At 48.8% G+C, this 13937-nt stretch carries 14 protein-coding genes and 1 tRNA gene; 8 read left to right on the top strand and 7 right to left on the bottom strand.

Annotated features, from left to right (window positions below):
• Positions 1–12: 12 nt before the first annotated feature.
• A complete protein-coding gene (locus K0036_RS16250) occupies positions 13–951 on the top strand; it encodes a hypothetical protein (RefSeq protein ID WP_220430189.1) in 939 nt (312 codons plus the stop codon).
• Here K0036_RS16250 and K0036_RS16245 read toward each other — a convergent pair.
• Positions 898–1833 (bottom strand): hypothetical protein, encoded by a 936-nt coding sequence (locus tag K0036_RS16245; protein WP_220430188.1) that lies wholly within the window; start codon positions 1831–1833, stop codon positions 898–900. The two genes, K0036_RS16250 and K0036_RS16245, sit on opposite strands and share 54 nt — an antisense overlap.
• A 113-nt stretch (positions 1834–1946) precedes the next feature.
• Positions 1947–2423 carry an SAM-dependent methyltransferase gene (locus K0036_RS16240; protein WP_220430187.1) on the bottom strand — a complete coding sequence of 159 codons (477 nt, stop codon included), beginning with the start codon at positions 2421–2423 and terminating at the stop codon, positions 1947–1949.
• A gap of 264 nt (positions 2424–2687) precedes the next feature.
• Between K0036_RS16240 and K0036_RS16235 the strand changes: the two genes are divergently transcribed.
• The gene (locus K0036_RS16235; protein ID WP_220430114.1) at positions 2688–4019 is read left to right on the top strand and encodes an IS4 family transposase; all 1332 of its coding nucleotides are present in this window, start codon (positions 2688–2690) and stop codon (positions 4017–4019) included.
• A 181-nt stretch (positions 4020–4200) separates the two neighbouring features.
• Here the strand turns inward: K0036_RS16235 and K0036_RS16230 are convergent, their stop codons facing one another.
• The 3 genes from K0036_RS16230 to K0036_RS16220 all read right to left on the bottom strand — a co-directional run bounded on the left by K0036_RS16230 (position 4201) and on the right by K0036_RS16220 (position 6459).
• On the bottom strand, positions 4201–5013 hold the full coding sequence (locus K0036_RS16230) for a MerR family transcriptional regulator (protein WP_220430186.1): 813 nt from the start codon (positions 5011–5013) through the stop codon (positions 4201–4203).
• Positions 5014–5127: 114 nt separating this feature from the next.
• Positions 5128–5210: transfer RNA gene (locus K0036_RS16225), tRNA-Leu, on the bottom strand.
• A 130-nt stretch (positions 5211–5340) separates the two neighbouring features.
• Entirely contained in the window at positions 5341–6459 is a 1119-nt protein-coding gene (locus tag K0036_RS16220) for a DUF4317 domain-containing protein (protein WP_220430185.1), read from the bottom strand.
• A 146-nt stretch (positions 6460–6605) separates the two neighbouring features.
• Here K0036_RS16220 and sdaAB point away from each other — a divergent pair, with 146 nt between their 5' ends.
• Genes sdaAB through K0036_RS16205 form a run of 3 tightly spaced genes read left to right on the top strand, consistent with a single transcriptional unit; the run spans position 6606 to position 9452 of the window.
• Complete coding sequence (sdaAB, locus tag K0036_RS16215; RefSeq protein ID WP_025642021.1) at positions 6606–7277, top strand: L-serine ammonia-lyase, iron-sulfur-dependent subunit beta; 672 nt, start codon at positions 6606–6608, stop codon at positions 7275–7277.
• Positions 7278–7302: 25 nt separating this feature from the next.
• The gene (gene sdaAA, locus K0036_RS16210; RefSeq protein ID WP_025642022.1) at positions 7303–8172 is read left to right on the top strand and encodes an L-serine ammonia-lyase, iron-sulfur-dependent, subunit alpha; all 870 of its coding nucleotides are present in this window, start codon (positions 7303–7305) and stop codon (positions 8170–8172) included.
• 44 nt (positions 8173–8216) lie between these two features.
• A complete protein-coding gene (locus tag K0036_RS16205; protein WP_220430184.1) occupies positions 8217–9452 on the top strand; it encodes a dicarboxylate/amino acid:cation symporter in 1236 nt (411 codons plus the stop codon).
• Here the strand turns inward: K0036_RS16205 and K0036_RS16200 are convergent.
• Both K0036_RS16200 and K0036_RS16195 read right to left on the bottom strand, forming a co-directional pair.
• The gene (locus K0036_RS16200; RefSeq protein WP_220430183.1) at positions 9427–10827 is read right to left on the bottom strand and encodes a sensor histidine kinase; all 1401 of its coding nucleotides are present in this window, start codon (positions 10825–10827) and stop codon (positions 9427–9429) included. The genes K0036_RS16205 and K0036_RS16200 overlap by 26 nt on opposite strands.
• Before the next feature lie 3 nt (positions 10828–10830).
• Positions 10831–11532, bottom strand: a complete 702-nt coding sequence (locus K0036_RS16195; protein ID WP_220430182.1) for a response regulator transcription factor — start codon at positions 11530–11532, stop codon at positions 10831–10833.
• A gap of 178 nt (positions 11533–11710) precedes the next feature.
• Here K0036_RS16195 and K0036_RS16190 point away from each other — a divergent pair, with 178 nt between their 5' ends.
• The 3 genes from K0036_RS16190 to K0036_RS16180 are packed head-to-tail and all read left to right on the top strand — an operon-like array spanning position 11711 to position 13928.
• The gene (locus K0036_RS16190) at positions 11711–12466 is read left to right on the top strand and encodes an ABC transporter ATP-binding protein (RefSeq protein WP_220430181.1); all 756 of its coding nucleotides are present in this window, start codon (positions 11711–11713) and stop codon (positions 12464–12466) included.
• Entirely contained in the window at positions 12463–13161 is a 699-nt protein-coding gene (locus K0036_RS16185; protein ID WP_220430180.1) for an ABC transporter permease, read from the top strand. The genes K0036_RS16190 and K0036_RS16185 overlap by 4 nt, the downstream gene beginning before the upstream one ends.
• The gene (locus K0036_RS16180) at positions 13158–13928 is read left to right on the top strand and encodes an ABC transporter permease (RefSeq protein WP_025642031.1); all 771 of its coding nucleotides are present in this window, start codon (positions 13158–13160) and stop codon (positions 13926–13928) included. The genes K0036_RS16185 and K0036_RS16180 overlap by 4 nt, the downstream gene beginning before the upstream one ends.
• Positions 13929–13937 lie beyond the last annotated feature (9 nt).

Below are 13937 nucleotides of genomic sequence, written 5' to 3'. Positions count from 1 at the left end.
CGAGGATAGAAGATGAAGATAAAAAAGAGATTAAAGGTAATGAACAAGGCGCTGCATATGGAACTGAGGGAGCATAAGAGTTCCTTTGTCGTATATGTAGTGCTGCGCATGCTGGTCATCCTGATGATGATACTCCAGATATTTAACCGGAATTATGAAAACGTGTTCCTATGCATACTTACATTGATATTGCTGATCATGCCAAGCCTGGTACAGATCAACTTGAAGATAGAACTTCCCACTGCTCTGGAGATAACGATACTGATCTTCATATTTGCGGCGGAGATACTGGGAGAAATCCAGTCGTATTATATTAAGTTTGCTTTCTGGGATACGGTACTGCATACGATAAATGGCTTCCTGATGGCGGCTATCGGGTTCGCGCTGGTTGACATTCTTAACCGCAGCAAGAAATTCTCTATCCAGCTCTCTCCGGTATTCGTGGCAATCGTTGCATTCTGCTTTTCCATGACCATTGGCGTAATATGGGAATTTTTTGAGTGCGCGATGGATCAGATATTTAATCTGGACATGCAGAAGGACACCATTGTACATAGCATCCATTCAGTCATGCTGGATCCTACTAACAGCAACATTGCTGTGGGAATTGGAAACATCAGGGATGTGACGGTGAACGGCGAAAGTCTGGGCCTGGGAGGGTATCTGGATATTGGCCTTCTGGATACCATGAAGGATCTCTTCGTAAACTTCATTGGTGCCGTGGTGTTTTCCGTGATTGGATATTTCTATGTGAAAAATAGGGGGAAAGGGCGGTTTGCCAGAAGATTCATCCCCCGCCTGAAATCCAAAGACGCGGATTTCCTGGAACAGGCGGAGGAAGAAGACGCAAGGTCTGAGATCGCAAAGTCTGGGAATGCCAAGCCAAAGAGCGCGGGCTTACCGGATGGCAAACTTGCGGATCAGGCAGCTGATGACTCCGGCAACGCATAAGGCAAATAAGGTAGAACGAAGCGAGCCATATACCAGCAGCGCGCCCGAAACGCCGGCAAGAGGCTGCGGCGAGGCCGGGATCAGTCCGTAGAATAAGGCGGACAGCAAGGAACCGGCATAAATGAACAGGAATGAGAACAGGCCTCTGCCTGTGTCCACGTAGCGGCCCTTGCGGCCGCTTTTCTTGCTTCCGGACAATACCCGGAAGAAGGTGATCAGTTCAAAGAGCAGTAGGAATACAGCCACAGCCGCATACGCAGCCAAGGCATAATTCTTCTCTGCCACGGCAGTGGCAATGCTTCCAAACGCGCCGTAGTTCTTCCGGAAGTTGACAGCCAGCAGGCAGAAAATAATGGCAATGAGTATCAGAGTCGCGGCACGCAGAATTAGATTGGCGATCTTAAAGGCCGCCTTGCCTCCGGCCTTGGCAGTCTTGGACACCGGAGAAAGGAGGTTTGGCATCTTTCTCCTTTTCTTTTTCTTCTGTTTGCTTTCGGCGCGCTTGCCTTTCTTCGATCTCCGTCTGGAGTCATCATAGTCGTCATCATCATAGTCATAGTCGTCATCATCATAGTCGTCATCATCATAGTTATAGTCGTCATCATAGTCATAGTCGTCATAGTCGTCGTCATCATAGTCATAGCCGTCATCATCATAGCCGTCGTCATCATAATCTTTGTCATACTCGCTAGATTGATCATGACGCTTCTTTCCATGTGGTTCCCGGCTATGATAAGAGGTTTCATATTCTTTATCCAGATCAGCAAGCTTCTGAAGCACGTCCTCATAATCATCATTGTCATCTTCGGGCAGATCGGGAAGATCGCCTTCGTAGATGACCTCGAAATCGTCATCAAAAAAGTCTTTCTTATTCATACTCATGTTATCCCTCCTTGTGAAACGCTTTCTATTTTATTATGTTTATCGGAAAGACTCAAGGGATATCACAGAATGTTCAGGAAGAACTAAGGATTTCTTTAGAATTAAATGCAGCCTTAGAAATTAAATTCATTCTCCCAGGCAAAGTCCGCGGATTCTTCCAGACTCTTTGGCCAATGGCCGCACCAGCCGGGAACCTCCGGCCTTTCCACCCTGTCAAGGCTAGGCGTGTATGGCTTAAGATCGAGGAGTGGGCTGCCATCATTTGCGTCAATATAGGCAATATGGATGCGTCCATTTACATAGTCGATGTCAATGATCTCCACGGCAGTAAGCGCGATCGGATTGGGGCGGACTGGCGACCTGGTAGCGAAGATTCCCATGGTCTCAGGCGCCTGTTTATAAGGCTGGGGCGCTTCAAGAACGGAGCGGGCCTCTTGGGTGTCGAAGTCGCTGAACCACCACAGTACATTGAGGTGGCTGAATCCATCCAGCGCAGTCAGTGCAGGGATATATTCAGGCTCCAGCTGGATGATGGCGCCGCTTTCGTTGTTACAGATCCTGCCAATCGTATTTACCTTGTAAGTTGTCATGTTTATATCCTCCATTTTCTGTTTGGTATATCTACTGTAGACCCTGACACCGTGTGAGAGTCAAGAAAAAGCCTCGCAGTTTTTGCTCAATGGCATTAAGTTAAGAAAAATCTCACATCACATTATCGTGGTGTGGGATTTTTTTATAGAAAAGTATTGACATACCGTTCAAAAAATGCGGCCGCTTTAGCCACTGATTCATTTTAGAGGTAGCTAAAGCGGCCCTTGTAATTAGACAGATGTCTTTTACAAGGAGGAAACCGTATGAATGACATATCACAAAAATTAAAAGAGACCCTGCTTGGGCTTATTAGGAATCAAGATTTATCTGAATGTGTGAGAGCACCTGATAAAGATTTCGCCAGAAACAGGAAACTCCCCTATGAAAAAATGATTCTCTCACTCTTAACAATGGAGGGGACATCGTTAAAGAATGAGTTGTTAAGACAGTTTGGATATCACTGCGACATAGCATCATCCTCTGCATTTGTTCAGCAACGTGAAAAAATACTTCCGGCGGCTATGGAAAAACTGTTTTATAGTTTTGTTGCGGAAACGGATGTACCACTTGGCTTTAAAGGATTTCGTTTGATTGCAGTCGATGGTTCCGACATACAGATGCCGACCAATCTCAATGACGCAGATTCCTTAATTCAAACTTGTGAAGGGCGTAAGCCATACAATCTCCTTCACCTAAACGCTCTGTACGACCTTCAGGCACATACCTATGTTGATGCCATTGTTCAGAAAAAACATGCTAGTAGTGAAAATGGTGCTCTGACAAACATGGTTGATCGTTCTGAAATAACTGGGGATGTAATCCTGATCGCTGACAGGGGGTATGAATCTTATAATAACATGGCGCATATCCAAGAAAAAGGCTGGAAATATCTTATACGGATAAAGGATTTTCAACAATACAATTCAGGAATCCTGCACGGCTTTGAACTTCCCAATCAGGAGGAGTTCGACATAGACATCAACCTTACAGTCACTCGTAAACAAACGAATAAGATCAAAGAACTGCTGAAAGACAAAAACCATTATCGCAAGATTGCCCATAGCAAAACATTTGATTACCTCCCAAAAACCAGCAGGAAAGCCGATCCGGCAGTCATGTATACAATCCCATTTCGCATTGTCCGTTTTCCAGTATCAGAGAATGCATATGAGGTGGTTGTTACAAATCTGGACAAGAAAGATTTCCCATCAGAACTCCTAAAACAACTTTATGCTAAAAGATGGGGAATTGAAACATCATTTCGGGATTTAAAATATACGATTGGTTTATTGCATTTTCACTCAAAAAAAGTGGAGCATATCCTACAAGAAATCTATGCCAGACTTATCATGTATAACTTTTCTGAACTGATTACCTCGCATGTAATCATAGAAAAGAAAAACAGAAAACATGAATACAAAGCCAACTTTTCTGTTGCAGCACACATATGTCGGGAATTTCTATTAGGTATAAATACTCCACCTGATATAGAAGCACTGATTGCCAGATACATAACTCCAATCCGTCCTGGGAGATCCCGTCCAAGGGATATGAAAATCAAGCAGGCAATAAGCTTCATGTACAGAGTAGCATAAATCTTGTAAATTTCATATGCTTTTTTAGGCAAGGAAGCGTTCTTGCCTTTTTATTGAGCAAGATGCTATGCCGATATCTTTAAGTTGTAAAGCGATAAAAAAGAAGCTGCCACAGATTATGTGGTAGCCTCTTCTAAATTTCTTAACTTAATGCCATTGAGTTTTTGCTGCAAGGCTTTTTCTATATTTCTTCCAGAGGGATCTGGATTTCTGTCAGGTATTTGTCCGGGTCTTGTTCATTCCAGGGACCCCGGTGCACGATCTGGCGGTTTGGCCCGCGCATCTGGTACCGGCAGTCTTCGGAAAGCCAGCGGGCAAAGGAAAGATAGACGCCGGCAATGTTAGAGAATTCCCCGTATGCCATGGTACAGGCCATTAGTGGGACGGCCTGCGTAACGCGGTAGGTAAAGGCTCCTTTGCTCTTGCCGGTCTTTCTTGCGATGGCGCACAGTTCCACATCTACATCCGTCTCCTTATATTCCTCATCGTGATAAATTGAGAAAGTATCTTCCCCAAGATCTGCATTTTCACGGCGGGCAAACTCTGACATTTCTTTCCACATCTCTCCCTCGGCATAATAATTGGGAATAATCTTCCTGTATGAGAGAACCGGATAGCTGGGAATTGATTTGATGGATACGTGATAGTGCATCTGGCTCTTTCGGCCCGCCAATTCTTCCCTGGCCAGTTCGATTTTCCGAAGCTTGTCCTGCTGGGCCTGTATCTCTTGTTCGATTTGAGAATGCTTGCTGTCAAGCAGTTCCAGAATGAGAGAATCATCGCTTCTAAGGGCGGCGGCAATCTCCGCCACTTGAAATCCGCTGTCACGCAGATAAATGATCTTATTCAGAACGGGAATCTGCTCTACAGAGTATAGGCGATAGCCGGTCCAGGGGTCAGTCCTGGCAGGCTTTAGCAGGCCTGTCTCATCATAATAGCGCAGCATCCTGACGGTCACTTGCGTAAGTTTTGAAAATTCTCCGATTCTGAACATAGTCTTCCTCCATGAATTAAGATAGTTATACGATAACAAAAAGAGGTGATAGTTTTCATAAAAAAAGTAGGAAGAAACCTTGTAAACAGTGGGTTTCTTCCTACTTATAAGTGATGCGGAGAAAGGGACTTGAACCCTCACAGTGTTGCCACCACTAGAACCTGAATCTAGCGCGTCTGCCATTCCGCCATCTCCGCTCGCAAAAAATATTCTAGCACAGAATAATATATTTTGCAAATACTTTTTTGCTTTTTTTGCAAAAAACTTTATATTATTGCTTTTTACGAGTTTCCGGCGGCAGTATGGACTTGCTGGTCAAAGGCATGTCTATCGGACTTCGATTCCATTTACTTCCAGGTGATCGTCGATCGCGATTACCAGGCAGCGGCGTCCGTCGATCTCACGGGTCTCTACGAGATCAGAGCGTTCCGGGTTGACCTTGACGATGACATCCGGCGTCTCGATCTGGAAGGTCTTGGCGTTGGCAATGTTGGAGGCAAGGAAAGTTTTCTTTTCGCCGACCACTTCTTCAAATTCCTGGTCAAAGGATTCCATCTTTTCCTGGGGCACGCCGCTTTTTTCAAGCAGCCGCTTTACATCCGGCTTGGAGAGTTCCAATGGTTCCGGCGCTTCTTTGGATTCTTCCAGCATCTCGAAGATATTGTCATGGATGTTGCGCACCACCTCGTAGCCGCAGTCCTCGCCCAGGGTGTCGCTTACGATGGCCTGGAAGGTGGCCTTCTGGTCATTGGCTGTCAGAGGGATGGTGCTTCCCAGTACGTTGGCGATCAGATCAGGCTGTATCTCTTCCGGCTTCTTAGTGTAATACAGGATATTATGTACATCGCTTGCCCGGTCGTTGAAAGCCGGGAAGAGGAATCCTTTTGCAGGGGCCTCTACGATCCAGTCGCGGATCCGGTCCTCGATATTGTTCGTCTCCGCGTTATAGGTCAGACCCGCCTTGGTAAGGTTTACCGGGCAGATGCTGCACATGATGTGCTCGTAGACTGTATCGGAGGCATCGAACATCTCCAGCCCGTCGGAGGATTTGCCGGGCACGTCGTATACGGCGTGAATCAGTATGATGTAATAGTTTTCTGCATAGTCATAGTTATCGATGACATTATCGTAGAACTGCTCCACAAGCAGGTCGTCTTCCAGCTTGCTGTCCCGCAGTTTTAAGAGTGTCTGCTGCGTGCCGCCTTCTAATTCCTGATCCAGAGGGAATTCCATGTTGATCAGGTTCTTGCCCAAGGTTCCGGACAGAGTGTGCTTGAAGATATCAAAATACTTGAAAGCCTCTTCTTCCGGGAGGGATAAAAATGCTTTTTTCAGTTCCACTTTTTTCTCTTTTTCATGATCCACATAGCAGCCGCAGATCCTGGTGATCGCACAGTTTTCCGGCGTGAATTGCTTGCGGATTTCCAGTACTTCTTTCTTGTTCATTATCTACACTTCCTTTTTCAGACTGTAACCAATCTTAGCATATCTGAAGCAGATTTACAACGCAGAAATTGTCGTTGTAAACTACGTAAATCCCAAGTATAATAGAAGAAGATATATGTCAAAATAAGAAAAGAGAGGGAAAGCAAATGGGAAACATATTTGACATTCTAGGACCTGTGATGGTAGGCCCGTCCAGTTCCCACACAGCAGGAGCAGCGCGCATCGGCCTGATCGCGAGACAGTTGTTCGGCAGGCAGCCAGAGAAGGCAACGATCTATCTGCACGGCTCCTTTGCGGCTACGGGGAAAGGCCACGGAACGGACAAAGCGCTGATCGCAGGCCTGCTGGGGATGATGCCGGACGACATGAGGATACCAGACAGTTTCGAAGTGGCGAAAGCGCAAGGCATGGAGTTCGAGATTAAGAACAAGGATATCAAGGAGGCCCATCCGAACACGGCTCAGATCGTAATGGAGGCGGAGGGCGTTCCGACGATGAAGATCCAGGCTTTTTCCATCGGGGGCGGAAGAATCAAGGTCTGCAAGCTGGATGGCATTGACGTGAATTTCAGTGGGGAAAGTTATACGTTGATCATCCGCAATGTGGACGAGCCCGGGCGGATCATGGAAGTAGCGGCGGCGCTCAGCAAGGCAGAGATCAATATTGCCACGATGCAGGTATTCCGCGATAAGCGGGGCGGCTTTGCGGTCATGGTGGTAGAGACGGACCAGGTGGTTCCTCAGGAGGCGATTGACGCCTTGGAGAGCAAGGAAGGAATCATCAGAGTGAAGTTCCTGAATCCGAACGGAACAACCTAGAGTAGAAGTGGAGGAGTATTAGCGTATGTCATATCAATCAATGGAAGAGGCACGTTTAAGATGCGACAAGGATAAGATTCCGTTCTGGAAGGCAGTGCAGCTGGAGGATGCGGATGAAAGAGGCGTCACGGTGGAGGATTCCTGGAGCCAGATGACACATATGTGGCAGTCCATGCTTGAGAACCTGGATGCCTATGATCCGAATCTGGTATCCAGAAGCGGCCTGGTGGGAAAAGAAGGCGGCCTGATGGATGCCTATCTTCAGAAAGGGGACACGCTGTGCGGGGACTTTATGGCCAAGGTGATGGCCAATGCCCTGAAGATGGGATGCAACAATGCGTGCATGAAGAGAATCGTTGCAGCGCCAACGGCGGGAGCATGTGGAGTTCTTCCGGCAGTTCTTGTTACTTATTACCGGGAATATGATGTCCCGGATGAGAAGATGATCGAAGCCATGTATGTGGCGGCAGGCATCGGGCAGATTATTGCGAACCGGGCGTATCTGGCCGGAGCATCCGGCGGATGCCAGGCAGAGATCGGTTCAGGCTCCGGCATGGCGGCAGGAGCGATCTGCTATATCAGAGGCGGGGACACAGGCCAGATCGGAGACGCCTGCGCAATGGCGCTTAAAAATCTGATGGGGCTGGTATGCGACCCGGTAGGCGGCCTGGTAGAAGTGCCATGCGTCAAGAGAAATGTAGGCGGCGCGGTAAATGCGCTGGCAGCGGCCGATATGGCCCTTGCGGGAATTACCAGCAAGATTCCGGTAGACCAGGTTATTGACGCGATGAAGGAAGTCGGCGATAAGATGGACGTAAGCCTTCGCGAGACCGGCATCGGCGGGGTTGCAGGCTCCCCTGCGGCTATGGAAGTCGTAGAACGCCTGGATATGTAAGACAGCTTTGCACGACAAAAAAGGAATGAAAAGGAAGACATAAGATGAAGACAACAGGTGAAAAAAGAAAAGTATCATTAACCGTATGGATATTTATAGCGCTGATCTTGGGCGTTATTGCAGGCATACTGCTGCAGGGAAGCCCGAAGATCGCAGAGACTTATATTGCGCCGCTTGGAACCATATTCCTGAATCTGGTCAAGATGGTAGTAGTGCCAGTCGTACTGTTCTCGATCATGCAGGGAGTCATCTCCTTGCAGGATATCCGCAAGGTAGGCTCGATCGGTGGAAAGACGGTGGCATTCTATATCTGCACGACAGCATTTGCAGTCACTTTAGGACTGGTATTTGCCAATATGCTGAATGTAGGCAGCGGGTACAAATTAGACTCCGGGATGCTGGAAGGGTTTGAGGCGGTAGAAAGTCCGTCGTTTATCGATACCATCGTCAACATATTTCCATCCAATGCGGTACAGCCGCTGGCGGACGCAACCATGCTCCAGATTATCGTGATCGCCCTGTTCTTCGGATTTGGCGTAATTATAGCAGGAGAGAAGGGAAAACTGGCAGGCTCTGTCATCGAAAGTTTCTCCGAGGTATCGATCAAGGTGATGGGAATTATTATCAAATTCTCTCCTATTGGCGTATTCGGACTGATCACTCCTGTCATCGCGACCAATGGCGTATCCGTGCTGCTGCCGCTTCTGAAATTGATCGGCGTGGCATATCTGGTCAGCATTATCCATATGGTTGTGGTATATTCCAGCGCGGTCAAGGCAATTGGAAAGATCAGCCCGATCCGGTTCTTCAAGGAAATGAGCGAAGCGATGCTGTTTGCGTTTTCAAGCGCCAGCAGCGTGGGCACGCTGCCTTTTAACATGGAATGTACCAAGAGGCTGGGCGTGAAGAAGGAAGTATCCAGTTTCGTGCTGCCTCTCGGAGCGACCATCAATATGGATGGAACCGCGATCTATCAGGGCGTGTGCGTTGTATTTATCGCCCAGATATTCGGCATGGATCTTACCATGTCCCAGCAGCTGACCGTTATCCTGACGGCGACGCTGGCTTCCATCGGAACCGCAGGGGTGCCCGGCTCAGGAGTGATCATGCTGTCCATGGTGCTTCAGAGCGTGGGACTTCCGCTGGAAGGAATCGCGCTTGTTGCCGGAATCGACCGTATCCTGGATATGGCCCGGACAACGGTCAATATTACAGGCGACGCGGCATGCAGCGTGTGTGTCAATGCCATGGAGCTTAAGAAGGAGCAGCAGGCAGGATAATCCTTGCCAGAAAACCGCCGCAGGCACTGTGGCCAAGTTCCACCGTCCCATGGTGGGCATCCGCGATCTGGCGGACGATCAGGAGTCCCAGCCCGTGGCGCTGCCCGCAGGATAGAGAAGAGTATGAAGCATGGTACAGGCGATCCAGCTCATTGCTGGTGATGCCTGTACCATTGTCTTCTATAGAAATGGCATATCTGGCATCCGCATCTTTGTCATCGGCATATTCAAGCCGTACCAAGATCTGGCAGCCTCCGGGGTTGTGGTTCCTGCTATTCAGAAGCAGATTGGCAATGGCCCGGTAGATTAAGTCCTTGTCGGCCATAATGCAGCCTCCGGCCAGGGAGTCATCCGCATTCCATTCAACCGGATACCGTCCATCAATATCCAGGTTGATAAAATCCGCCACGGCTTTTCGTACCATGGGTATGAGCGGGAGCTTCTGAAGGTTCAGCGGCTGCATATTATATTCCAGCCTGGAAGACAGGTTCAGATCGCTGATCAGGTCTTTCATGCGAAGGCTCTGACGGCAGATAACGTCCGCTTTCTTGCGGGCATCTTCAGGGAGGGAGGCATCTTCCGCAAGCGTCTCGGCATAGCCCATTACCATAGAAAGAGGAGTGCGTATATCATGAGAAACGCCGGCAATCCAATTTGCCCGGGCGTTTTCTTTTTTCACAAGCTGGTAATTCTGGGAACGGATCAATTCGCAAGCCCGGTTGATAGACGCGCTCACCTCTGATAGCAGGCCGGATTCCTTAAGGTGAATGTCATTCTCGCTTTCAGGCAGTGCCTGTATTCCCGCAAGAATAGGCTTCAGCGACTTCAATAACTGACTGTTCACCCCCCAGTATATGAAGAAGATGACCGCCAGATTGCCCAGGAGGAAGGACAGAAATATCTGGGGCGAGTGCGCGATCATATCATAGCTGAAGGTATTGTACATATGCTTCCAGTAACTTTTCTTAGGAAATCCAAGCACCAGCAGATCCTCTCCATATCCACAGGTGGAAGTCGGATAGTCCTTTATATATCCACGGGTCAGAAGAGAGATGGCCGCCGCGGAATAATGCCGGGGGATTTCGCCGGGGAGATTGTCGCTGTTCCAGACGACATCCCCGCTGGCGTCGTCAATGAGAACCGCCCAGGCCGCGGACTTTAAAAGTGTGTCTGCGCCAGCCTCTGCTAAGGAAAAACCGGTGCCGGATGGGGTAAGGGATGCAGCCACCTCTTCGGCAGAAGTCCAGGGACTTCCGCTGGATGCAAACTTTTGCACCACCGTGGCGAGCAAGATGAGATTGAAGCTAAGGAGCAAGAACAGGCTGAGCATAAGGATCAGCAGAAAACGTTTGATGAGTTTTGGCGTGCTTTTCATAATCTATTCCTCCAGAATCAGTTTATATCCCAATCCCTTTATGGTCACCAGGGAGACCGGATGGGAAGGATCGGCCTCGATCTTCTCCCGGATACGCCGGATATGAGCCATTAAGGAGTTCTCATAGCCGTAGGGATTATCCCCCCAGGCGGCTTCGCAGAGCGTATCAATGGTCACTATTTTCCCGGCGTTGCGGTAGAGGGAACTTAAGATCTCATATTCTTTGGCGGTCAGAGGCAGGACGCCACCGGCCTTTCGGACTTCCGCCCGGTCAAAATCAATCTCGCTTCCGGCAAGAATTGCCAGAGGCGCGTCGTTTCTGTAGCTTCTTCTTAGGATAGCCATTATGCGGAAGGTAAGTTCTTTGGGGAGGAAGGGCTTTACCATGTAATCATCGGCCCCGCTTCCGAATCCCTTCCATTTGTCCTCATCCTCGCCTCTGGCGGTCAAGAACAGAACCGGGAAGTCAGAGATTTTTTTTGATTCCCGCAGCAAGTCAAATCCATTTCCATCAGGAAGCATTACGTCAAGAACCGCCAGTTCCGGCTTGAAATTCTTACATGCGTCGATGGCCCCGGCGGCAGTCGACGCGGTCTTTATATTCGTATAGCCTTCATTTTCCAGAATGGAAGTCACCATATTCAGAAGTTCCGGCTCGTCATCGACGAGCAGGATTTTTTTTCGTTTGAGATAGTCAAAAGCCATAGTTACCGCTCCTTCTTTACTTGATAAGTTGATTATAGCACAGTGGATAAGCTTCGTTGCCGCGCACGGGAAAATGTAAGGTAAATGTAAGGCAGCGGGAAGGATGATGTAAGGAGGGCCTTATATAATAAACGCATAAGGTGATCAGAATCAATGGAACAGGAAAGGAGATAAAGAAATGAACATGATAGAGACCATGCATCTTACAAAGGAATATTCAGATTTTGCCGCAGTATCCGATATTAATCTGCACATAAGAAAGGGGACGGTATATGGGTTCCTGGGGCCAAACGGCGCAGGAAAATCCACCACGATGAAGATGTTTCTGGGACTGACCCGCCCGTCTTCGGGTTCCTTTACCATAGATGGGATGAGCCATCCGGGGGACCGGATGAAAATATTAAGGGAAGTAGGCTCATTTATCGAAGCGCCTGCCTTCTACGGAAATCTGACCGGGGAAGAGAATCTGGACATTATAAGGAAGATATTGGGCCTTCCCAAGTCTTCCGTCGCCGACGCGCTGGAACTGACCGGACTTACCCCTTACAGGAAAAGACTTGCTAAGAAGTATTCTCTCGGAATGAAGCAGAGGCTGGGGCTGGCTGGGGCACTGATCGGAAGGCCGCCGATACTGATCCTGGATGAGCCTACCAATGGCCTGGATCCTGTAGGCATCCATGAGATACGGACGCTGATACGGTCCTTGCCAAAGAAGATCGGATGTACGGTTCTGGTGTCCTCCCATCTATTGCCGGAAGTAGAATTGATGGCAGATGACATCGGGATCCTGAATCACGGAAGGCTGCTGTTTGAAGGCTCTCTGGAAGATCTGAGGAAAGAAGCGGCAGGCATGGGATATCCTTCGGATAATCTGGAAGAGACATTTCTTGCGATGGTGGAAGAAGATAACAGAAGGAGGAAAATGGGACGATGATAGGATTGGAAATCAAGAAGATAAGGAGGACAGGGCTCATCCCCGCACTGCTGGCAGGGGGCGTATTCTCAGCCGCGTTTCCGGTGATCAATCTGGCCGTGCGGACCGAGATGTTCACCGGGCGTCCCGGCAACCCGGCTGCGATCGTGATGGATGCCAGCTGGCTTACGATGGCGATGACAAATCTGTGCGTGATCATTATCGGCGCCTGCATTCTGTACCATATCGAGCATGTCAACAATGGAATCCAGAAGATGGATGCACTGCCTGTCAATCCGGCCGTCCTCTTTTTTGATAAAGGAATCCTGCTGGCCCTCATCCTGGCGGTGGTATTTGCCATAGAGACGGCCGCGCTGTATTTCTGTACGTGGAAATGGCTTGGCGGCGGGAAGCAGACCCTTGTGTCGCTGTGTAAGACGATGGGATATACTTATGCCTATTCACTGCCGTCGCTGGTGCTGATGCTGCTGATCGCCTGTCTGCTGAAGAATATGTGGGCGTCCTTTGGAATCGGCATGATCGGAATGTTTGCAGCCCAGCTATTCATTCAGGAGAAAAGCATGGCTTATTTTCCATTCCTTTTGTCCTATTCTTCGACAAAGAGCAGGGAAATGCTGATCGCGGCAGTGATAGAGACCATAGCATTACTGGCGGCAGGTAGCGGGGCCGCCTATCTAAGGAGGAGAACATCATGAACCTGATCCGATTAATAAAAATAGAAATAGGGAAATTAAAAAGATCGAAGATTGGCCTGATTCTGCTGATCCCAGTCCTTCTGGTGTGGATCTCGGGCATCATGAACGCAGATATGAACTTTGAGATGCAGGCAGAAGGCATCAGCCCGGAGAATAACTTCTTCATCCAGTCATTCCTGGGATACGTCTGGTTTATGCTGCCGTCAAGCCTTGTGGTAATTACGGTGCTTATGACGCAGACAGAGCGGGGCAATAACGGAATTCTCAAGATGCTGTCCCTGCCAGTTTCAGGTGCTGCGCTGTGCTTATCGAAGTTCTGCACGATTCTTCTGGTAATGGGGATGGAGATCGCATTTATCACAGCCGGATATTTTCCGGCGGCATGGATCGCATCCCGGAAATGGGAGTATGACTTTCTGATAGAACCCGGGTATGTCTTGCAGATCGCGGTCCTTTTATTCCTGATATCCATACCGATGGCAGCCATCTACTGGATGCTTGCGATTCTATTCCACAACACCGTGGCAGCAGTTGGCGTAGGCCTGGCAACCGTGGTGCCGATTGTGCTTGCCATCAATACGAAGGCCTGGTTTGCATATCCCATGTGCTATCCCATGATGCTGATCACGTCCAAGATGCATGAACTTGCCTCGAATATGGGAACCTTCTCGCTTGAACTGGTTCCGTGGATACCCACAGCCATCGCCGCTACGCTGGCTGCCCTGATCCTGTCGTGCACGCTCTATGGAAGAGCAGAAAGAAGATAAGGAGAGTGA

The organism is [Clostridium] scindens (assembly GCF_019597925.1).
In the GTDB taxonomy this organism is placed as follows: domain Bacteria; phylum Bacillota; class Clostridia; order Lachnospirales; family Lachnospiraceae; genus Clostridium_AP.
This window is presented reverse-complemented; position numbering and strand designations above follow the sequence as displayed.

Excerpts from the sequence above, each read along its gene's own strand:
- K0036_RS16200 (WP_220430183.1), bottom strand. The coding sequence starts at position 10,827 with ATGAAAAGCACGCCAAAACTCATCAAACGTTTTCTGCTGATCCTTATG.
- K0036_RS16240 (WP_220430187.1), bottom strand. The coding sequence starts at position 2,423 with ATGACAACTTACAAGGTAAATACGATTGGCAGGATCTGTAACAACGAA.
- K0036_RS16185 (WP_220430180.1), top strand. The coding sequence starts at position 12,463 with ATGATAGGATTGGAAATCAAGAAGATAAGGAGGACAGGGCTCATCCCC.
- sdaAA (WP_025642022.1), top strand. The coding sequence starts at position 7,303 with ATGTCATATCAATCAATGGAAGAGGCACGTTTAAGATGCGACAAGGAT.
- K0036_RS16230 (WP_220430186.1), bottom strand. The coding sequence starts at position 5,013 with ATGTTCAGAATCGGAGAATTTTCAAAACTTACGCAAGTGACCGTCAGG.
- K0036_RS16195 (WP_220430182.1), bottom strand. The coding sequence starts at position 11,532 with ATGGCTTTTGACTATCTCAAACGAAAAAAAATCCTGCTCGTCGATGAC.
- K0036_RS16245 (WP_220430188.1), bottom strand. The coding sequence starts at position 1,833 with ATGAGTATGAATAAGAAAGACTTTTTTGATGACGATTTCGAGGTCATC.
- K0036_RS16190 (WP_220430181.1), top strand. The coding sequence starts at position 11,711 with ATGAACATGATAGAGACCATGCATCTTACAAAGGAATATTCAGATTTT.
- sdaAB (WP_025642021.1), top strand. The coding sequence starts at position 6,606 with ATGGGAAACATATTTGACATTCTAGGACCTGTGATGGTAGGCCCGTCC.
- K0036_RS16205 (WP_220430184.1), top strand. The coding sequence starts at position 8,217 with ATGAAGACAACAGGTGAAAAAAGAAAAGTATCATTAACCGTATGGATA.
- K0036_RS16235 (WP_220430114.1), top strand. The coding sequence starts at position 2,688 with ATGAATGACATATCACAAAAATTAAAAGAGACCCTGCTTGGGCTTATT.
- K0036_RS16250 (WP_220430189.1), top strand. The coding sequence starts at position 13 with ATGAAGATAAAAAAGAGATTAAAGGTAATGAACAAGGCGCTGCATATG.
- K0036_RS16220 (WP_220430185.1), bottom strand. The coding sequence starts at position 6,459 with ATGAACAAGAAAGAAGTACTGGAAATCCGCAAGCAATTCACGCCGGAA.
- K0036_RS16180 (WP_025642031.1), top strand. The coding sequence starts at position 13,158 with ATGAACCTGATCCGATTAATAAAAATAGAAATAGGGAAATTAAAAAGA.